We start from the raw sequence: 20,130 nt of genomic DNA, 5'->3' as shown, positions 1-20,130 counted from the left end.
GTGTCGAATCCTTGGTGGGCGGTGACGGGCTCGAACCGCCGACCCTCTCGGTGTAAACGAGATGCTCTACCGACTGAGCTAACCGCCCGGGTGTCGGCATCGTTAAGGCGCCTCGGCTGCGAGTGCAAGACGGCGCAGCGAGGCTTCGCAGGCAGGGCGTCTCACGCGCGACGAGGGCCCGGGGGAGGAGGCTGGTGCCCCGCCCGGAATCCCCGCCGACCCCACCCCGGCTTTCTTGAGCCGGCGGCTTGACAGGGTAGGGGGCGCCCCATACACCGCAGCCATCGCAGCACTGCGAGACGCCGGGCGGACGTAGCTCAGTCGGTTAGAGTGCCGGCCTGTCACGCCGGAGGTCGCGGGTTCGAGCCCCGTCGTCCGCGCCACTTCCTTCATCGGAAAAGGCGTTTCTGTAGTGCAACGTGCCATGTGCGGACGTAGCTCAGTCGGTTAGAGTGCCGGCCTGTCACGCCGGAGGTCGCGGGTTCGAGCCCCGTCGTCCGCGCCACTTCTCCTTCGGGGAATTGGCAGCCGAAGCTGCATGGTGAAGCGAGCGCGCCGCGCGGGCGTAGCTCAGTTGGTTAGAGTGCCGGCCTGTCACGCCGGAGGTCGCGGGTTCGAGCCCCGTCGCCCGCGCCACTCGCCCCGCAACATCCTCACCGTCCTTCTCTCGCGCAACGCTGCGCAGGATCGTTGGTCGACCGCCCTGACGCAGGGCCGACAGCGTGCCGTGCGGCGGTCAGGCCCGGCCGGACGACGCATCGGGACCCGACCATGTCCGCGTCGGACGGGTCCGCTCCGCGACCCCGTCGCGGACCGCCCGGCGCCGAGCCGCGCCGTTTCGCGACACCCTGCGGATCGCGCCCCGAAAATTTCCACAATCGCCCGACAGGTGCCCCCTGCGCGAAGGGCGCCGCATGCGGCGGCGCCGATCCAGGACTTGAAGACGATGTCGCATCCGTTCCGTTCGACGGTTCCCGCCCCCGGCATGGCGGAGGTCCCGCGGCGCGGCTTCGTGCGGACCGTCCTGACCGGCGCGCTCTCCGCCGGGGCGCTGGCGCTCGCCGGCTGCAGCGGCTCGGCGATCCTGCCCGCCCCCGACCTGCCGACCACGCCGGTCATCCTCGACGAGGCCGCCGCGGCGGCGGCGATCTCGCGCTACCGGGCGAGCCACGGCCTCGGGCCGGTGGTGATCGATTCCTCGCTGGTGCGCGCCGCCTCGTACCAGGCCGGGGCCAATGCCCGGGCCGGCCAGCTCTCGCACGAGGTCGGCGGCACCTTCGACGCCCGGCTCAAGCGGGCCGGCTTCGGCGGCCGCTACGCCGCCGAGAACCTCAGCGCCGGCTCGACGACCTTCGACGAGGTGCTGAAGCGCTGGCAGGTCTCGCCCGAGCACAACCGCAACATGCTGATGCCGCAGGTCAGGCGTGTCGGCATCGCCCGGGTCGATGCGCCCGGCAGCCGCTACAAGCGGTTCTGGGCCCTGATCCTCTCCGACGGTTGACGTCTTCGTTGCGGTGCAGCATCGCCGCCGGCACCCGGCCGGCGCACCGAAAACGGCCCGGAAGGGCAGGGGCCTGCGACGATCCTCCCCGCCCGTCGGGCTCTTCGGGGCGTTGTGCGTCGGGCATGACTCCCTATCTTGCGTGCAGACGTTCGCGGTTTGTGCGGTGCGAACGCCCCTTGTTTCGTCATACCCGCTCGTTTAAGCCTCGCGGCACCTTCCGGGCTTTGGAACCGTTCCGAGAACGGCCCCGGCGGCCCGCGATGCGGGTCCGTGCCGAGGCCCGCGCTCATCCAAGGCCTCGCGCCAACCCTTGAGGATGCTCGATGAACGGCCTCCTGTCGGATTACCTGCCGCTGGTGATCTTCATCGGCGTCTCCCTCTTCATCGCCGCTGCGCTCCTCGTGGCTCCGTTCCTGGTCGCCTACAACAGCCCGGACCCGGAGAAGCTCTCGGCCTACGAGTGCGGCTTCAACGCCTTCGACGACGCGCGCATGAAGTTCGACGTGCGCTTCTACCTCGTCGCCATCCTGTTCATCATCTTCGACCTCGAAGTGGCCTTCCTGTTCCCGTGGGCGATCACGTTCGGGGACCTCGGCTGGTTCGGCTTCTGGTCGATGATGGTCTTCCTCGGCGTGCTGACCGTCGGCTTCGTCTACGAGTGGCGCAAGGGCGCCCTCGAATGGGACTAGAAGCGTAAGACGCCTCGCAGCCGCCCCCGAGACGAGAAGCACCGGACCCCGCCATGTCCCTCACCACCGTCCGCGCCCCGACGATCGCGCCGCAGCCCAAGGGCATCCTCGATCCCTCGACCGGCAAGCCGATCGGCGCCAACGACCCGACCTTCCTGACGATCAGCGACGAGCTCGCCGATCGCGGCTTCCTGTTGACGACGGCCGACGACCTCATCACCTGGGCCCGCACCGGCTCGCTGATGTGGATGACCTTCGGCCTCGCTTGCTGCGCCGTCGAGATGATGCAGATGTCGATGCCGCGCTACGATTGCGAGCGGTTCGGCTTCGCCCCGCGCGGCTCGCCGCGCCAGTCCGACGTGATGATCGTCGCCGGCACCCTCACCAACAAGATGGCGCCCGCGCTCCGCAAGGTCTACGACCAGATGCCGGAGCCGCGCTACGTCATCTCGATGGGCTCCTGCGCCAACGGCGGCGGCTACTACCATTATTCCTACTCGGTGGTGCGCGGTTGCGACCGGGTGGTCCCGGTCGACATCTACGTCCCGGGCTGCCCGCCGACCGCCGAGGCGCTGCTCTACGGCGTTCTGCTGCTGCAGAAGAAGATCCGCCGCACCGGCACGATCGAGCGCTGAGGCGGGACGATGAGCAACGGCATCACCATCCGGGCCCACACCCAGAGCGAGCAGGGCGAGGCTGCCCTGCAGGCGCTCTCCGACGCCCTCGCCGGGACGCTGGGCAGCGCCATCACCGACCGGGCGATCGCCTTCGGCGAGCTGACCCTGATCGTCGAGGGCTCCGAGATCGTGCGGGTGCTCACCCACCTGCGCGACGATCCGGCCTGCGCTTTCTCGACCTTCATCGACATCTGCGGCGCCGACTATCCGGCGCGGGCGAAGCGCTTCGACGTCGTCTACCACCTGCTGTCGATGCGCCATAACCGGCGCATCCGCGTGAAGGTCCAGACCGACGAGCGCACGTCCGTCCCGACCGCGATCCCGGTCTTCCCGGCGGCGAACTGGTTCGAGCGCGAGACCTACGACCTCTACGGCATCCTGTTCTCGGGCCATCCGGACCTGCGCCGGCTGCTGACCGATTACGGCTTCGAGGGCCATCCCCTCCGCAAGGACTTCCCGCTCACCGGCTTCGTCGAGGTCCGCTACGACCAGGACGAGGCCCGGGTGGTCTACGAGCCCGTGCGACTGACGCAGGAATTCCGCAACTTCGACTTCCTGTCCCCCTGGGAGGGCACCGACTACGTGCTTCCGGGCGACGAGAAGGCCGACAAGGCACCGGCGAAAGGCTGAGCCGACATGGGCGAGCACAGCATCCGCAACTTCTCGATCAATTTCGGCCCGCAGCACCCGGCGGCGCACGGCGTGCTGCGCCTCGTGCTGGAGCTCGACGGCGAGGTGGTCGAGCGCGTCGACCCGCATATCGGCCTGCTCCACCGCGGCACCGAGAAGCTGATAGAGGTCAAGACCTACCTCCAGGCGACGCCCTATTTCGACCGGCTCGACTACGTCGCGCCGATGAACCAGGAGCACGCCTTCTGCCTCGGCATCGAGCGCCTGCTCGGCATCGCGGTGCCGCGCCGCGCCCAGCTGATCCGCACCCTCTACTGCGAGATCGGCCGGCTCTTGTCGCACCTCCTCAACGTCACCACGCAGGCGATGGATGTCGGCGCCCTCACGCCCCCGCTCTGGGGCTTCGAGGAGCGCGAGAAGCTGATGATCTTCTACGAGCGCGCGTCCGGCGCGCGTCTCCACGCCAACTACTTCCGGCCGGGCGGCGTCCACCAGGACCTGCCGCCGAGCCTGATCGACGACATCGAGGCGTTCTGCGAGACCTTCCCGCAGATCGTCGACGATCTCGACGATCTCGTGATGGCCAACCGCATCTTCAAGCAGCGCAACGTCGACATCGGCATCGTCACCGTCGAAGAGGCCCTGGCCTGGGGCTTCTCGGGTGTGATGGTGCGCGGCTCCGGCATCCCGTGGGACCTGCGCAAGTCGCAGCCCTACGAGGCCTATGCCGAGATGGAGTTCGACATCCCCGTGGGGAAGAACGGCGACACCTACGATCGCCAGGTCATCCGCATGGAGGAGATGCGCCAGTCGGTGCGCATCATGAAGCAGTGCATCGCCAAGCTGCGCGAGCCGGCCGGCCAGGGGCCGATCGCGACGCAGGACGGCAAGGTCGCGCCGCCGCCGCGGCGCGAGATGAAGCGCTCGATGGAGGCGCTCATACACCACTTCAAGCTTTACACCGAGGGCTTCCACGTCCCGGCCGGCGAGGTCTACGCCGCGGTCGAGGCGCCCAAGGGCGAGTTCGGCGTCTACCTCGTCGCCGACGGCACCAACAAGCCGTATCGCTGCAAGATCCGCGCTCCGGGCTTCGCCCACCTCCAGGCGATGGACTGGATGTGCCGCGGCCACATGCTGGCGGACGTGTCGTGCATCCTCGGCACGCTCGACATTGTGTTCGGTGAGGTGGACCGGTGAGCGGGCTGACGCCCGCGCCCGCGCCCGTCGGACACGTTTGAGACATGGACGTTTGAGATATGGCCAACCGCAGACTCGCCCCGGTATCCGAGCAGCCCGAGAGCTTCGCGTTCACGCCTGAGAACGCCGAATGGGCCAAGGGGCAGATCGCCAAGTACCCGGAGGGGCGCCAGGCCTCGGCGGTGATCCCGCTGCTGTGGAAGGCGCAGGAGCAGAACGGCGGCTGGCTGCCGCAGAAGGCCATCGAGGCGGTGGCCGACCAGCTCGGCATGCCGCATATCCGGGTGCTGGAGGTCGCGACCTTCTACACGATGTTCGCCCTAGAGCCGGTCGGACGCTACTGGATCCAGGTCTGCGGCACGGCGCCCTGCGACGTCTGCGGCGCCCGCGAGCTGAAGCAGTACCTGCACGAGCGGCTCGGGCCCTCGGGCCATGTCAGCCCGGACGGCAACTTCTCCTGGCTCGAGGTCGAGTGCCTGGGCGCGTGCTGCAACGCCCCGATGGCGCAGATCAACCACGACTATTTCGAGGACCTGACGCCCGAATCCCTCGGCAAGCTGATGGACGACCTCGCGGCCGGCCGGCCGGTGAAGACCGGCTCGCAGATCGGCCGCGTCTCTTCCGAGCCCAAGGACGCCGTCACGACCCTCCAGGACGAGACGCTGTTCGACGGCTCCCGCGTCGGCGCCTGGCGCAAGCGCTTCGAGGAGGAGGGCCTGAAGGAGCAGGGCGCCGACACGACCGGCGAGAAGGCCCGCACCGAGGCCTCGGCCGCCGAGAGCCCGAAGGCTGCGCGTCCCGATGCCGGCCGGCCGAGCGAGAGCAAGGCCGCCGACACCCCGGTCCAGCGGGCGGCGGACGGAAAGCCGGCCGTCGACACGGCGGCCGAGAAGGGCCAGGCGGCGCCCGAGCGCACCACCGTCGCCGAGACCCGGACCGGGCCTGAGACCGTCGGCACGCCGCAGAGCGGCCGCTCCTACACCGAGACCCCTTCGAAGCCCGAAGACGGCCGGCCGGTGGCCGGTTCCAAGGGCACCACGCCGGAGGCCGGCGCCGAGCCGGCGAACGCCGCGGGAAAGACTGACGGATCGCAGGCCAAGCCCGTCGGCATCACCCCGGCGGACAAGGCGGCCGACAAGGGCCCGCCCGGCCCGAAGGCGAAGTAAGCCGTCATCATGATGCTCCCCGTCACAGCAGGCCTGTAGGACGATCGCCATGCTCGCCGATCAGGATCGGATCTTCACCAACCTCTATGGTCTCCACTCCCCCGGTCTCGAGGCCGCGAAGAAACGCGGCGCGTGGGACGGCACCCAATTCCTGCTCCAGCAGGGCCGGGACTGGATCATCGAGGAGATGAAGAAATCGGGCCTGCGCGGCCGCGGCGGCGCCGGCTTCCCCACCGGCCTGAAGTGGTCCTTCATGCCCAAGAAGTCGGACGGCCGGCCGCACTACCTGGTGGTCAACGCCGACGAGTCCGAGCCGGGCACCTGCAAGGACCGGGAGATCATGCGGCACGATCCGCATCTCCTGATCGAAGGCTGCATGCTGGCCTGCTTCGCCATGGGCGCGCATGCCTGCTACATCTACATCCGCGGCGAGTACGTCGCCGAGAAGCACGCGCTCCAGCGCGCGGTGGACGAGGCCTACGCCGCCCGCCTCGTCGGCGAGAGCAACGTCCACGACTACCCCTTCGACATCTACGTCCATCACGGCGCCGGTGCCTACATCTGCGGCGAGGAGACGGCGCTGATCGAGAGCCTGGAAGGCAAGAAGGGGATGCCGCGGTTGAAGCCGCCGTTCCCGGCCAATATGGGCCTCTACGGCTGCCCGACGACGGTGAACAACGTCGAGTCGATCGCGGTGGCCGGCACCATCCTGCGCCGCGGCGGCGCCTGGTTCGCGGGCCTCGGCCGTCCGGGCAATACCGGCACGAAGCTGTTCTGCATCTCCGGCCACGTCAACAAGCCGTGCAACGTCGAGGAAGAGCTCGGCATCACCTTCCGCGAGCTGATCGACCGGCATTGCGGCGGCATGCGCGGCGGCTGGGACAACCTCCTGTGCTCAATCCCCGGCGGCTCCTCGGTGCCGTTGGTGCCGGCGGCCGAGATCATCGACGCGCCGATGGATTTCGACACGCTGAAGAACCTGAAGTCGGGCCTCGGCACCGCCGCCGTGATGGTGTTCGACAAGTCGACCGACATGGTCGCGACGATCGCCCGCATCGCGTACTTCTACAAGCACGAGTCCTGCGGCCAGTGCACCCCGTGCCGCGAAGGCACCGGCTGGATGTGGCGCGTGATGCTGCGCATGGCCGAGGGCCGGGCGCAGAAGCGCGAGATCGACATGCTGCTCGACGTGACGAAGCAGATCGAGGGCCACACCATCTGCGCGCTCGGCGACGCCGCTGCCTGGCCGATCCAGGGCCTGATCCGGCACTTCCGTCCCGAGATCGAGAAGCGCATCGACCGCTACACCGCCAACCCGCACCCGACCCCGGTGCCGATGGCGGCGGAGTGAGAAAGTGCCGCGTCTCGCCCGTCATGACCTGCCTTCCCGGTTCGCCGGCCCTGCGCGCGGAGACGCGCGCCCCGCGGACCTCGCCCGAGAGTTGACCGCATGACCAAGATCCTCGTCGACGGCATCGAGGTCGATGTCCCGCCCGACTACACCCTGCTCCAGGCCTGCGAGGTCGCGGGCGCCGAGATCCCGCGCTTCTGCTTCCACGAGCGGCTGTCGATCGCCGGCAATTGCCGGATGTGCCTGGTCGAGCTGAAGGGCGCGCCGAAGCCCGTCGCCTCCTGCGCCTGGGCCGTGCGCGATTGCCGTCCCGGCCCGAACGGCGAGCCGCCGGCGGTCTCGACCAAGTCGGCCCTGACCAAGAAGGCCCGCGAGGGGGTGATGGAGTTCCTCCTCATCAACCACCCGCTCGATTGCCCGATCTGCGACCAGGGCGGCCATTGCGACCTGCAAGACCAGGCCATGGCCTACGGCGTCGACTCGACCCGCTACGGCGAGAACAAGCGCGCCGTCGAGGAGAAGTATATCGGCCCGCTGGTGCGGACCGCGATGAACCGCTGCATCCACTGCACCCGCTGCGTCCGCTTCCTGGCGGAAGTGGCCGGCGTGCCGGATCTCGGCGCCATCGGCCGCGGCGAGGACATGGAGATCACCTCCTACCTCGAGCGGGCGATGGAATCGGAGCTGCAGGGCAACGTCGCAGACCTGTGCCCGGTCGGGGCGCTGGTCCACAAGCCGCAATCCTACAACGTCCGCCCCTGGGAGCTGAACAAGACCGAGTCCGTCGACGTGATGGATGCCGTCGGCTCGGCGATCCGCGTCGACACCCGCGGCCGCGAGGTGATGCAGATCGAGCCTCGGGTCAACGAGGCGATCAACGAGGAGTGGATCTCCGACAAGACCCGCCACGTCGTCGACGGCCTGCGCCTGCAGCGCCTCGACCGGCCGTACCTGCGCGAGAACGGCCGCCTGCGGCCTGCCTCCTGGGCCGAGGCGTTCGCGGCTGTCGCCGCCAAGCTCAAGGGCGCCGACCCGAAGCGCGTCGGCGCGATCGTCGGTGACCTCGCGGGCGTCGAGGAGATCTTCGCTCTCAAGACCCTGATGGCGTCGCTGAAGGTCCAGAACCTCGATTGCCGCCAGGACGGCGCGGCGATCGATCCGGCCTGGGGCCGGGCCGCCTACACCTTCGGTCCGGGCATCGCCGGCATCGAGCAGGCGGACGCGATCCTGATCGTCGGTGCGAACCCGCGCACCGAGGCCTCGCTGCTGAACGCCCGCATCCGCAAGCGCTGGCGGATGAGCCCGATCCAGATCGGGGTGATCGGCGAGGACGCCGACCTTACCTATCCCCACACCTATCTCGGCGCCGGTCCCGAGACCCTGGCCGAGGTGGCCTCCGGCCGTCACAGCTTCGCCGAGGCGCTGAAAGGCGCCGAGCGGCCGCTCGTCATCGTCGGCCAGGCGGCGCTCGCCCGTCCGGACGGGGCCGCGCTCCTCGCGGCGGTCGCCAAGCTCGTCCAGGGCCTCGGCGCAAAGGCCGAGGGCTGGAACGGGCTGGGCATCCTGCACAACGCGGCCGCCCGCGTCGGCGCTCTCGATCTCGGCTTCGTGCCGGGGGAGGGCGGTCTCACCTTCGCCGGGATGGTGCAGACCGGCGCGCTCGACGTGCTGTTCAACCTCGGCGCCGACGAGGTCGAGGTCGGCCCGGGTGCCTTCGTGGTTTACCAGGGCACCCACGGCGACAAGGGCGCCCACCGCGCCGACGTGATCCTGCCGGGCGCGGCCTATACCGAGAAGTCGGCGACCTACGTCAACCTCGAGGGCCGGGTTCAGCTCGCCAACCGCGCTGCCTTCCCGCCGGGCGACGCCCGCGAGGACTGGGCGATCCTGCGCGCGCTCTCGGACGTGCTCGGTCAGCGCCTGCCGTTCGACTCGCTCACCGCGCTCCGCAAGGCGCTCTACACCGCGCATCCGCACTTCGCCGGCATCGACCAGGTCGCGCCGGGCGATGGCGTGGCCGTGCTGACGACGCTTGCCGGCCTCCCGGGCGAGCCCGGCCGCGAGCCGTTCCGCCCGGCGGTGGCCGATTTCTATCTCACCAACCCGATCGCCCGCGCCTCGCGGGTGCTCGCCGAGTGCTCGGGTCTCGCCCGCGGGCGGGCCCTCGAAGCGGCGGAATGAGGAGCACCGACCGATGACCGTCTGGGAGGTGCTGGGCACCGTCCTCCTCGTGGCCCTGAAGAGCGTGGCGCTGCTGGTAGCGCTGCTCGTCTTCATCGCCTACGCGCTGCTCGCCGACCGCAAGATCTGGGCGGCGGTGCAGCTGCGCCGCGGCCCGAACGTGGTCGGGCCCTGGGGCCTGTTCCAATCCTTCGCCGATCTCCTGAAGTTCGTGCTGAAGGAGCCGGTGATCCCGGCGGGCGCCAACAAGAGCCTGTTCCTCTTGGCGCCGCTGATCTTCGCCACCCTGGCGCTCGCCGCCTGGGCGGTGATCCCGCTCGCCGAAGGCTGGCCGATCGCCGACATCAACGTCGGCATCATCTACATCTTCGCGATCTCGTCGCTCGGCGTCTACGGCGTCATCATGGGCGGTTGGGCCTCGAACTCGAAATACGCCTTCCTGGGTGCGCTCCGTTCGGCCGCTCAGATGGTGTCCTACGAGGTCTCGCTGGGCTTCGTGATCGTCACGGTGCTGATGTGCGCCGGCTCGCTCAACCTGTCGCAGATCGTGCGCGCGCAGGACACCTCGCTCGGCATCCTCGGCTGGTACTGGCTGTGGCTGTTCCCGATGTTCGTGGTGTTCTTCATCTCGGCGCTCGCCGAGACGAACCGCCCGCCCTTCGACCTGCCGGAGGCCGAATCCGAGCTCGTCGCCGGCTACATGGTGGAATACTCCTCCACCCCGTACCTGCTGTTCATGCTCGGCGAGTACGTCGCCATCGTCACGATGTGCGCGCTCGGCACGATCCTGTTCCTCGGCGGCTGGCTCTCGCCGATTCCGTTCGCACCCTTCACCTGGGTGCCGGGCCTGATCTGGTTCGCGCTGAAGGCCAGCTTCCTGTTCTTCATGATCGCCATGGTGAAGGCCATGGTGCCGCGCTACCGCTACGACCAGCTCATGCGGCTGGGCTGGAAGGTGTTCCTTCCGCTCTCGCTGGTGATGGTCTTCGTCGTTGCCTTCGTCCTGAAGCTGACCGGCCTCGCGCCGGTCTCCTGAGACCCAACCGTCGGAGAACGAGCCATGAAGCTCGACCAGGTCGCCCGCGGCCTGCTGTTGAAGGAGTTCGTCACCGGGTTCGCCCTGGCGATGCGCTACTTCTTCAAGCCCAAGGCGACGATCAACTACCCCTTCGAGATGGGCCATCGCGGCCCGCGTTTCCGCGGCGAGCACGCCCTGCGGCGCTACCCCAACGGGGAAGAGCGCTGCATCGCCTGCAAGCTGTGCGAGGCAGTTTGCCCGGCCCAGGCCATCACCATCGAGGCCGGTCCGCGCCGCAACGACGGCACCCGCCGTACGACGCGCTACGACATCGACATGGTGAAGTGCATCTATTGCGGCATGTGCCAGGAGGCCTGCCCGGTGGACGCCATCGTCGAGGGACCGAACTTCGAGTTCTCGGTGGAGACCCGCGAGGAGCTCCTCTACGACAAGGCCAAGCTGCTCGAGAACGGCGACCGCTGGGAACGCGAGATCGCCCGCAACATCGCGGCCGACGCCCCCTACCGCTAGGCTGCATGCGAGGGGAGGGCGCCCGTGCCCTCCCGTGCAAAACCACCGAGACATTCGCCGCTCCCCGGTTGTGCGCCGCGGGAGCGGGTTCTATAGACGAGCCGCCGGCACGCTCCGGGGGTCGGGCAGGAGGCCGCCGCCAGGCGGCATGAATTCAGCGCATGACCGCAGCCGCCGCCTTCTTCTATCTGTTCGCCGCGATCACCGTCGCCTCCGGCTTCATGGTGATCGCCTCGCGCAACCCCGTCACCTCGGTGCTCTTCCTCATCCTCGCCTTCGTGAACGCCGCCGGGCTGTTCGTGCTGATGGGGGCGGAGTTCCTGGCCATGCTCCTGGTCGTGGTCTATGTCGGCGCCGTCGCGGTGCTGTTCCTGTTCGTCGTGATGATGCTCGACGTCGATTTCGCCGAGCTGCGCCAGGGCTTCCAGGACTACCTGCCGGTCGGCGGCCTGATCGGAGCGGTGTTCCTGGTCGAGCTGCTCCTCGTCGTCGGCTCCTGGGCGATCGATCCGGGGCTGGTGCACGGGCCGCTCGCGGTCTCGCCGGGCACCGAGACGATCACCAACACGCAGGCCCTCGGTCTCGTTCTCTACACCAACTACTTTTTCTTCTTCCAGGTCGCCGGGCTGATCCTGCTCGTCGCGATGATCGGCGCGATCGTGCTCACCCTGCGCGACCGGCCCGGCGTCAAGCGCCAGGACATCGCGATCCAGAACGCCCGCACCCAGGCGAGCGCCGTCGAGGTCCGGCAGGTGCCCACGGGCCAGGGCGTCGAGGTCTGATCGGCGTCGGGGCCCGATCGGCCTCGATCCTGAAACGAGTTCGTGCGAGGCCCCAGGCCTCGCGAGGCTGATGACATGAGCGGCGGGGTCCCTCCGCGCCCCGCGACACGAAGGCGGCCGCCCGCGGCCGAGAGGCACGATGATCGGTTTGAGCCATTACCTGACGGTCGCCGCGATCCTGTTCACCCTCGGGGTGCTCGGCATCTTCATCAACCGCAAGAACATCATCGTCATCCTGATGTCGGTCGAGCTGATCCTGCTCGCGGTGAACATCAACCTGGTGGCGTTCTCGACCCATCTCGGCGACATCGTCGGCCAGGTCTTCGCCCTGTTCGTCCTGACGGTCGCCGCCGCGGAGGCCGCGATCGGCCTCGCCATCCTGGTGGTGTTCTTCCGCAACCGCGGGTCGATCGCCGTCGAGGACGTCAACATGATGAAGGGCTGAGGCGGCTCCCGAACGAGCCCTCACGCCCTTTCCCTGACCCCAGTGCCGCAGCGGCAAGAGCCACGCGAGGCCGGACCCCGAGCATGTACCACGCGATCGTCTTCCTGCCCCTGATCGGCTTCCTCATCGCCGGCCTGTTCGGGCGCCGCATCGGCCCGCGGGCCAGCGAGGCGGTGACCACCGGCATCCTCGTCTTCGTGGCGCTGCTGTCCTGGGTCGCCTTCTTCGAGGTGACCGGCGGCCACGGCCACGGCGCCACCACGGTCCATGTCGCGACCTGGTTCACCGCCGGCGGCCTCACCGTCGACTGGGCGTTCCGGGCCGACACGCTCACCGCGGTGATGCTGGTCGTGGTCAACAGCGTCTCGGCGCTCGTCCACCTCTACTCGATGGGCTACATGCACGAGGACCCGCACCGGCCGCGGTTCTTCGCCTACCTGTCGCTGTTCACCTTCGCGATGCTGATGCTGGTGACGTCGGACAACCTCGTCCAGATGTTCTTCGGCTGGGAGGGCGTCGGCCTCGCCTCGTACCTGCTGATCGGCTTCTGGTACGAGAAGCCCTCGGCCAACGCCGCGGCGATGAAGGCCTTCATCGTCAACCGCGTCGGCGATTTCGGCTTCTCGCTCGGCATCTTCCTCTGCTTCGTGCTGTTCGGCGCGGTCTCGTTCGACGCCATCTTCCCGAAGGTGCCGGAGCTCAAGGACGCGACGTTCCACCTGCTCGGCTACGACTGGAACGCGCTGACCATCTGCTGCCTGCTGCTGTTCATGGGCGCGATGGGCAAGTCGGCGCAGTTCCTGCTGCACACCTGGCTGCCGGACGCGATGGAGGGCCCGACCCCGGTCTCGGCGCTGATCCACGCCGCCACGATGGTCACCGCCGGCGTGTTCATGGTCGCCCGGCTGTCGCCGCTGTTCGACGCGGCGCCCAACGCGCTGATCGTCGTCACGGTGATCGGCGGCATCACGGCCTTCTTCGCCGCCACGATCGGCCTCGTCCAGAACGACATCAAGCGCGTCATCGCCTACTCGACCTGCTCGCAGCTCGGCTACATGTTCGTCGCCCTCGGCGTCGGCGCCTACGCGGCGGGCGTGTTCCACCTCTTCACCCACGCCTTCTTCAAGGCGCTGCTGTTCCTCGGTGCCGGCTCGGTCATCCACGCGATGCACCACGAGCAGGACATGCGGAACATGGGCGGCCTGCGCCGCTACATCCCCTTCACCACCGCCATGATGGCGATCGGCAGCCTCGCGCTGATCGGGTTCCCGTTCACCGCGGGCTTCTACTCGAAGGATGCGATCATCGAGGCGGCCTACATGTCGACCCGGCCGGGCCACGTGCTGGCCTTCCTGGCGACCGTCATCGCGGCCTTCTTCACCTCGTTCTATTCCTGGCGCCTGTTCTTCATGACCTTCGAGGGGCCGGCCCGCTGGCAGAACGCCCACGCGCACGGCCATGACGCGCACGGGCATGACGACCATCACGCCGACGCGCACGCCCACCACGCGGTCGCGCACGCCTCGGCCGAGGCCGACGGTGCGCCGGGCCACCACGAGGGCGTCGCCCACGACGACAAGGGCCACGACGTCGAGCCGGCCTCGCACTCGGCGATCGAGCACCACGATCACCACGCCCACACCCCGCACGAGAGCCCGAAGGTGATGACGATCCCGCTGGCGATCCTCGCCCTCGGGGCGATCTTCGCCGGCATGGTGTTCAAGAACCGCTTCATCGGCGAGGGCATGGACGAGTTCTGGAAGGGCGCGCTCGCGCACGGCCCCGACAACCACATCATGCACGACATCCACAACGCGCCGGCCTGGGTGCAGCACTCGCCCTTCGTGATGCTCGTGCTCGGCTTCGTGCTCGCCTACTGGATGTACATCCGTCGCCCGGGGCTGCCGCACCAGCTCGCCCAGAACCAGCCGCTGCTGTACCGCTTCCTGCTCAACAAGTGGTACTTCGACGAGATCTACGACCGGCTGTTCGTCCGCCCGGCCAAGGGCTTCGGCGAGTTCCTGTGGAAGGTCGGCGACGGCCGCATCATCGACGGGATGGGCCCGAACGGCATCGCCGCCCGGGTCGTCGACGTCACCCGCGGCGTGGTCCGTCTCCAGACCGGCTACGTCTACCACTACGCCTTCGTGATGCTGGTCGGCGTCGCCGCCCTGGTGAGCTGGTACCTGATTACCGGCGTCTCCGCGGCCACCCACTGATCTGACCGGAGAACAGAGAATCATGCTCGGCCTCGGGATCCTCTCCGGCCTCATCATCCTGCCGCTCGTCGGCGCCGCGTTCATCCTCACGCTTCGCGGCGACGACGAGTCGGTCCGGCGCAACGCCCGCTGGGCGGCGCTCATCGCCACGCTCGCCACCTTCCTGCTGTCCCTGGTCGCCTGGGGCCGCTACGACACCACCACCGCCCAGTTCCAGCTCGTCGAGACCCATGCCTGGCTGACCGAGACGATCCGGTTCAAGCTCGGCGTCGACGGCTTCTCGATGCCGCTGGTGCTGCTCACCACCTTCCTGATGCCGTTCTGCATCGGCGCCTCCTGGCTCTCGATCGAGCACCGGGCGAAGGAGTACTTCGTCGCGTTCCTGGTCCTCGAGGCGACGATGATCGGCGTGTTCTGCGCCCTCGACCTGGTGCTGTTCTACCTGTTCTTCGAAGCCGGCCTGATCCCGATGTTCCTGATCATCGGCATCTGGGGCGGCAAGCGCCGGATCTATGCGTCGTTCAAGTTCTTCCTCTACACCCTGCTCGGCTCGGTGCTGATGCTGCTCGCCATCATGGCGATGTACTGGCAGGCCGGCACGACCGACATCCCGACCCTGCTGCAGACGCGCTTCCCGGCGAACATGCAGATCTGGCTCTGGCTCGCCTTCTTCGCCTCCTTCGCGGTGAAGATGCCGATGTGGCCGGTCCATACCTGGCTCCCCGACGCCCACGTCGAAGCGCCGACCGCCGGCTCGGTCATCCTGGCGGGCATCCTGCTGAAGATGGGCGGCTACGGCTTCATCCGGGTCTCGCTGCCGATGTTCCCGGACGCCTCCCACTACTTCGCGCCGATGGTCTACACGCTGTCGGTGGTAGCGATCATCTACACCTCGCTGGTCGCGCTGGTGCAGACCGACATCAAGAAGCTGATCGCCTACTCCTCCGTGGCGCATATGGGCTTCGTCACGCTCGGCCTGTTCACGATGAACGAGCAGGGCATCCAGGGCGCGCTGTTCCTGATGATCTCGCACGGCATCGTGTCCGGCGCGCTGTTCCTCTGCGTCGGCGTGATCTACGACCGGATGCACACCCGCGAGATCGCGGCCTATGGCGGCCTGGTGAAGCGGATGCCGCTCTACGCCGTGGCCATGATGGTGTTCACCATGGCCAATGTCGGTCTCCCGGGCACCTCGGGCTTCGTCGGCGAGTTCCTGGCGATGCTGGGCGCCTTCCGGGCCAACCCGATGGTGTCGTTCTTCTCGGTCTTCGGCATCATCCTGTCGGCGGCCTACGCCCTGTGGCTGTTCGCCCGCGTGGTCTACGGCAAGCTCGAGAAGCCGAGCCTGCAGGCGATCACCGACCTCGACCGCCGGGAGATGCTGATCCTCGCCCCGCTCGTGGCGCTGACGATCTACTACGGCGTCCATCCCGGCCCGATCCTCGACGTCTTCGCGCCCTCGACCGACGCGCTGATGCAAGGCATGCGCGCCGCCCTTTCCACGACCCAGACCGCTGCCGCGGCCCTGCCGGTCCCGCACTGAGTTTTTCGCGATGAACGCCGCTCAGATCGTCATGCCCGCCATCGGGCCCGCCCTGCCGGAGCTGATCCTGTCGGTCGGCGTCCTGGTGCTGATCCTCTACGGGGCCTTCAAGGGCGAGCGCTCCACCGAGGGCGTCAGCGTCGGGGCCCTGATCCTCCTGATCCTCGCCCTGTTCGCGGTGGTCAGCCAGCCCTTCGGCGCCAAGATCACCACCTTCAACGGCTCCTTCATCGTCGACGGGTTCGCCCGGATCATGAAGGCGCTGACCCTCATCGGCTCGGCCGCCGCGATCCTCCTCGCCAAGGAGCATTTCGAGCGCGAGCGCATCGCCCGGTTCGAGTACCCGATCCTGATCGTCCTCTCGACGATCGGCATGATGATCATGGCCTCGGCCAACGATCTGATCGCGCTCTACATGGGCCTCGAGCTGCAGAGCCTGGCGGCCTACGTCATCGCGTCGTTCCACCGCGACAACCTGCGCTCGACCGAGGCCGGCCTGAAGTACTTCGTGCTCGGCGCGCTGTCCTCCGGCATGCTGCTCTACGGCGCCTCGCTGGTCTACGGCTTCACCGGCACGGTGTCGTTCCCGCACATCGTCACCGCGCTCCGCGAGGGCTCGGGCCTCGGCGTGGTGCTGGGCGTGGTGTTCGTCGCCGCCGGCGTGTCGTTCAAGCTCGCCGCCGTGCCGTTCCACATGTGGACGCCGGACGTCTACGAGGGCGCGCCGACCCCGGTCACCGCCTTCTTCGCCTCCGCTCCCAAGATGGCCGCGATGGCGATGGCCGTGCGCGTCTTCATCGGCGCCTTCCCGGTCATCACGCCCGAGTGGCAGCAGATCATCGTGTTCGTGTCGATCGCCTCGATGGCGCTCGGCTCCTTCGCGGCGATCGGCCAGCGCAGCCTCAAGCGCCTGATGGCGTATTCCTCGATCGCCAATGTCGGCTACGCGCTCATCGGGCTCGCCGCCGGCACGCAGGAGGGGGTGCGCGGCGTGGTGATCTACATGGCGATCTACCTCGCCATGACGCTCGGCGCCTTCGCGGTGATCCTGTCGCTGCGCCGCGGCCGGAAGATGTACGAGACCATCGACGACCTGTCGGGCCTGTCGCGCACCCACCCGCTGGTCGCGTTCCTGCTCGCCATGATGATGTTCTCGCTCGCCGGCATCCCGCCGCTCGCCGGGTTCTTCGCCAAGTTCTACGTCTTCGCCGCGGCCATCAAGGCGAACCTCGTGACCCTGGCGGTCATCGGCGTGGTGACCAGCGTGGTCGGCGCCTACTACTACCTGCGCCTCGTCAAGGTGATGTACTTCGACGAGCCGGCGGAGGCCTACGAGCCGATGGGCCCCGGGCTTCGCATCGTGCTCGGCCTGTCGAGCGTGGTGGTGCTGCTGTTCTGGCTCGTTCCCGCGCCGCTGGTCGGCCTCGCCGGAACCGCCGCCAAGTCGCTGTTCTAGCCGCATGACGTTCGTGCTCGACCCCGCGGCCACGGCCGCGGGATACCGTCTCGAGGTCCATGACAGCCTCGGCTCGACGAGCACGCAGGCCCTCGAGCGCGCGCGGGCCGGCGAGCCCGGGCCGCTCTGGGTCGTCGCCCGCGAACAGACCGGCGGCCGCGGCCGCCGCGGCAAGGGCTGGAGCTGGATCCCGGGCAATCACGCCGCGAGCCTGCTCTGGCCGGTCCCGGCCGGCCTCGCGCCGGACCGGGTCGCGACCCTCGGCTTCGTCGCCGGCCTCGCGGTCGAGCGGGCGTTGCGCCGGGCCTGCGGTCCGGGCGCCGACGGGACGATCCCCGATTTCCGGCTGAAATGGCCGAACGACGTGCTGCTCGGCGGCGCCAAGCTCTGCGGCATCCTGCTCGAGCTGGAGACCCTGCCGGGCCGCGGCCCGGTCGTGGCGGTCGGCATCGGCATCAACGTTTCCGGCGCCCCCCAGGGACTGCCCTACGCGACGACCTCGCTCGCCGAGGCCGGTTTCGCCGTCGATGCGCCGGGGCTGTTTCGCCTTCTCAGCGCGGCCTGGGTCGAGGCCGAGCGCCAATGGGACGAGGGCCGCGGCTTCGCGCGCATCCGCGACGCCTGGCTCGCCGCGGCGGCGGGCCTGGACGGGCCGGTGCGCGCCCGCACCGGGGCGCGCGACCTGTCCGGAACGTTCGAGACGATCGACGAGGGCGGCCGCCTGGTCGTCCGGCTGGCGGATGGGGGCCGGGTCGCGGTCTCCGCCGGCGAGGTGCATTTCGGAGCGGCCGCGAGCGCGGCCTGAGGGGAAGGCGGTCCGGCGCCCGCGCGGCGACGACGCTCTCCCCGAGACGTTCGAAGTCTTCCGGCGGGGCGCCCTCAGGCGCCGCCGCCGCGCGGTCGTTCGGGGCCGCGGACGGAACATGACGGCGCCGTGACCGTGACGGCAGACGAGGCCGTTCCTTGAGTGGGACCGCGACGGCGGTCCGTGAAGCGATGGACATGATGTCGAACAAGGGAGATGAGCTGATCTTCGTGCCGCTCGGCGGCGTCGGCGAGATCGGCATGAATGCGGGTCTCTACGGCTTCGGGCCGCCGAAAGCTCGCAAGTGGATCATGGTCGATCTCGGCATGGGCTTCGCCAGCGAGGAGCACATGCCGGGCGTCGACCTGATGTACCCGGACCTGACCTTCGCCGAGGAGCAGCGCGAGAACCTGCTCGGCATCCTGATCACCCACGGCCACGAGGACCATATCGGGGCGATCGGCGAGATGTGGCCGAAGCTCAAGGTGCCGATCTACGCCACGCGCTTCACCAAGAACCTGATCGAGGCGCGCCGCCTCGGCGAGCCGGGCGCACCGAAGGTCGACATGCGCGAGGTGCCGGCCGACGGCCGCCTCGAGCTCGGGCCGTTCTCGATCGAGTACGTGCCTGTCGCCCACTCGATCCCCGAGGCCAACGCGCTCGCCATCCGCACCCCGCTGGGCATGGTGCTGCATACCGGCGACTGGAAGCTCGACGACACGCCGGTGGCCGGCAACTCGACCTCCGAGGAGACCTTCACGCGGCTGGGCGAGGAAGGCGTGCTCGCGCTCGTCTGCGATTCGACCAACGTCACCCGCGAGGGCCGCTCGCCGAGCGAGTCGGAGGTTGCCGCCCACCTCGCCGAGCTGATCCGCAACTCCCCGCACCGCGTGGCGGTGACGACCTTCGCGTCGAACGTCGCGCGCATGCGCGCCGTCTGCCTCGCCGCCCAGGCCTGCGGCCGCGACGTCGTCGCGGTCGGCCGCGCCATGGACCGGGTGATCGACGTCGCCCGCGAATGCGGCTACCTCGACGGGCTGCCGGAGATCCGCGGCGCGGAGGCCTACGGCTACCTGCCGCGCGAGAAGGTGGTGGCGCTCCTCACCGGCTCGCAGGGCGAGGCGCGCGCGGCTTTGGCCCGGGTCTCGCGCGAGGAGCATCCCGAGATCTCGCTGACGCCCGGCGACCGGGTGATCTTCTCCTCGCGGGCGATCCCCGGCAACGAGCGGGCGGTCGGCGCGATCATCAACGACCTGATCGAGGCCGGCATCCAGGTCATCACCGACCGGACCGAGCTCGTCCACGTCTCCGGCCACCCGCGCCGGGACGAGATGGCGGCGATGTACCGCTGGACCAAGCCCAGGATCGCGGTGCCGGTCCACGGCGAGGCGCTGCACCTCGCCGAGCACGCCACCTTCGCCCGCAAGCAGGGCGTCGAGCAGGTGGTCAAGGCCCGCAACGGCACCCTGATCCGCCTGGCTCCCGGCGAGCCGGAGATCGTCACCCACGTCAAGAGCGGCCGGATCTACAAGGACGGCAACGTCCTGGTCGATTCGAACGACCGCGCCATCCCCGAGCGGCGCAAGCTCGCCTTCACGGGCATCGTCTCGGTGGCGATCGCGCTCGACAAGAACGGCGAGGTCAAGGGCGAGCCCTCGATCGACCTGATGGGCCTGCCGAGCTACGGCCGCAAGGGCGAGGTCATCATCGACGTGATCGGCGACGCGGTCGAGCGGACGATCAACGGCCTGTCGCGGGTCAAGCGGCGGGATTCCGAGGCGGTGGAGAACGCCGTCGACCGGTCGATCCGCTCCGCCGTCAACGAGGTGTGGGGCAAGAAGCCGGCCTGCCACGTGATGGTGGTGGAGGTCTGAGGGCAGGGGCGTCGTTCATTGACGTCCCCTAGCGAGGCGCCAAACCCTCCCCCCTCTGCGGG

The 20,130-nt window shown here is 68.9% G+C and carries 17 protein-coding genes and 4 tRNA genes; 20 read left to right on the top strand and 1 reads right to left on the bottom strand.

Features of this window, described 5'->3' with window-relative positions; translation table 11 throughout:
* Positions 1-12 precede the first annotated feature (12 nt).
* Positions 13-88: transfer RNA gene (locus tag A5481_RS06985), tRNA-Val, on the bottom strand.
* Positions 89-306: 218 nt separating this feature from the next.
* On the opposite strand from A5481_RS06985, the gene A5481_RS06980 reads away from it, so the two are divergent.
* The 20 genes from A5481_RS06980 (at position 307) to A5481_RS06885 (ending at position 20,068) form a co-directional block, all read left to right on the top strand.
* Positions 307-383 (top strand) — tRNA-Asp (locus A5481_RS06980).
* Between the two features lie 45 nt (positions 384-428).
* Positions 429-505 (top strand) — tRNA-Asp (locus A5481_RS06975).
* 54 nt (positions 506-559) lie between these two features.
* Positions 560-636 (top strand) — tRNA-Asp (locus A5481_RS06970).
* Between the two features lie 310 nt (positions 637-946).
* The gene (locus A5481_RS06965) at positions 947-1,501 is read left to right on the top strand and encodes a CAP domain-containing protein (protein ID WP_082984904.1); all 555 of its coding nucleotides are present in this window, start codon (positions 947-949) and stop codon (positions 1,499-1,501) included.
* 326 nt (positions 1,502-1,827) lie between these two features.
* A complete protein-coding gene (locus A5481_RS06960; RefSeq protein ID WP_048431993.1) occupies positions 1,828-2,193 on the top strand; it encodes an NADH-quinone oxidoreductase subunit A in 366 nt (121 codons plus the stop codon).
* A 53-nt stretch (positions 2,194-2,246) separates the two neighbouring features.
* Positions 2,247-2,828 carry a NuoB/complex I 20 kDa subunit family protein gene (locus tag A5481_RS06955; protein WP_048431992.1) on the top strand — a complete coding sequence of 194 codons (582 nt, stop codon included), beginning with the start codon at positions 2,247-2,249 and terminating at the stop codon, positions 2,826-2,828.
* 9 nt (positions 2,829-2,837) lie between these two features.
* Positions 2,838-3,500: an NADH-quinone oxidoreductase subunit C gene (locus A5481_RS06950; RefSeq protein WP_048431991.1), complete on the top strand. Its 663-nt coding sequence runs from the start codon at positions 2,838-2,840 to the stop codon at positions 3,498-3,500.
* 6 nt (positions 3,501-3,506) lie between these two features.
* Positions 3,507-4,697 carry an NADH-quinone oxidoreductase subunit D gene (locus A5481_RS06945; protein ID WP_048431990.1) on the top strand — a complete coding sequence of 397 codons (1,191 nt, stop codon included), beginning with the start codon at positions 3,507-3,509 and terminating at the stop codon, positions 4,695-4,697.
* 59 nt (positions 4,698-4,756) lie between these two features.
* Positions 4,757-5,863 (top strand): NADH-quinone oxidoreductase subunit NuoE, encoded by a 1,107-nt coding sequence (nuoE, locus tag A5481_RS06940; RefSeq protein WP_048431989.1) that lies wholly within the window; start codon positions 4,757-4,759, stop codon positions 5,861-5,863.
* A gap of 49 nt (positions 5,864-5,912) precedes the next feature.
* The gene (gene nuoF, locus A5481_RS06935; RefSeq protein ID WP_048431988.1) at positions 5,913-7,214 is read left to right on the top strand and encodes an NADH-quinone oxidoreductase subunit NuoF; all 1,302 of its coding nucleotides are present in this window, start codon (positions 5,913-5,915) and stop codon (positions 7,212-7,214) included.
* 99 nt (positions 7,215-7,313) lie between these two features.
* On the top strand, positions 7,314-9,395 hold the full coding sequence (gene nuoG, locus A5481_RS06930) for an NADH-quinone oxidoreductase subunit NuoG (protein WP_048431987.1): 2,082 nt from the start codon (positions 7,314-7,316) through the stop codon (positions 9,393-9,395).
* Between the two features lie 13 nt (positions 9,396-9,408).
* On the top strand, positions 9,409-10,431 hold the full coding sequence (nuoH, locus tag A5481_RS06925; RefSeq protein ID WP_048431986.1) for an NADH-quinone oxidoreductase subunit NuoH: 1,023 nt from the start codon (positions 9,409-9,411) through the stop codon (positions 10,429-10,431).
* 24 nt (positions 10,432-10,455) lie between these two features.
* A complete protein-coding gene (gene nuoI / locus A5481_RS06920; RefSeq protein ID WP_048431985.1) occupies positions 10,456-10,944 on the top strand; it encodes an NADH-quinone oxidoreductase subunit NuoI in 489 nt (162 codons plus the stop codon).
* Positions 10,945-11,105: 161 nt separating this feature from the next.
* On the top strand, positions 11,106-11,726 hold the full coding sequence (locus tag A5481_RS06915) for an NADH-quinone oxidoreductase subunit J (RefSeq protein WP_048431984.1): 621 nt from the start codon (positions 11,106-11,108) through the stop codon (positions 11,724-11,726).
* Between the two features lie 139 nt (positions 11,727-11,865).
* Positions 11,866-12,171 (top strand): NADH-quinone oxidoreductase subunit NuoK, encoded by a 306-nt coding sequence (gene nuoK, locus A5481_RS06910; protein WP_048425446.1) that lies wholly within the window; start codon positions 11,866-11,868, stop codon positions 12,169-12,171.
* Between the two features lie 83 nt (positions 12,172-12,254).
* Complete coding sequence (gene nuoL / locus A5481_RS06905; protein ID WP_048431983.1) at positions 12,255-14,390, top strand: NADH-quinone oxidoreductase subunit L; 2,136 nt, start codon at positions 12,255-12,257, stop codon at positions 14,388-14,390.
* A gap of 22 nt (positions 14,391-14,412) precedes the next feature.
* The gene (locus A5481_RS06900) at positions 14,413-15,933 is read left to right on the top strand and encodes an NADH-quinone oxidoreductase subunit M (protein WP_048431982.1); all 1,521 of its coding nucleotides are present in this window, start codon (positions 14,413-14,415) and stop codon (positions 15,931-15,933) included.
* 10 nt (positions 15,934-15,943) lie between these two features.
* A complete protein-coding gene (gene nuoN / locus A5481_RS06895) occupies positions 15,944-17,389 on the top strand; it encodes an NADH-quinone oxidoreductase subunit NuoN (protein ID WP_048431981.1) in 1,446 nt (481 codons plus the stop codon).
* Between the two features lie 4 nt (positions 17,390-17,393).
* Positions 17,394-18,194 carry a biotin--[acetyl-CoA-carboxylase] ligase gene (locus A5481_RS06890; protein WP_048431980.1) on the top strand — a complete coding sequence of 267 codons (801 nt, stop codon included), beginning with the start codon at positions 17,394-17,396 and terminating at the stop codon, positions 18,192-18,194.
* A gap of 200 nt (positions 18,195-18,394) precedes the next feature.
* Positions 18,395-20,068, top strand: a complete 1,674-nt coding sequence (locus tag A5481_RS06885) for a ribonuclease J (protein WP_048432008.1) — start codon at positions 18,395-18,397, stop codon at positions 20,066-20,068.
* Positions 20,069-20,130 lie beyond the last annotated feature (62 nt).

This window comes from Methylobacterium platani (genome assembly GCF_001653715.1).
Taxonomy (GTDB): Bacteria; Pseudomonadota; Alphaproteobacteria; order Rhizobiales; family Beijerinckiaceae; genus Methylobacterium; species Methylobacterium platani.
The sequence above is the reverse complement of the archived record's forward strand: the minus strand, read 5'-3'. Positions and strand labels throughout refer to the sequence as shown.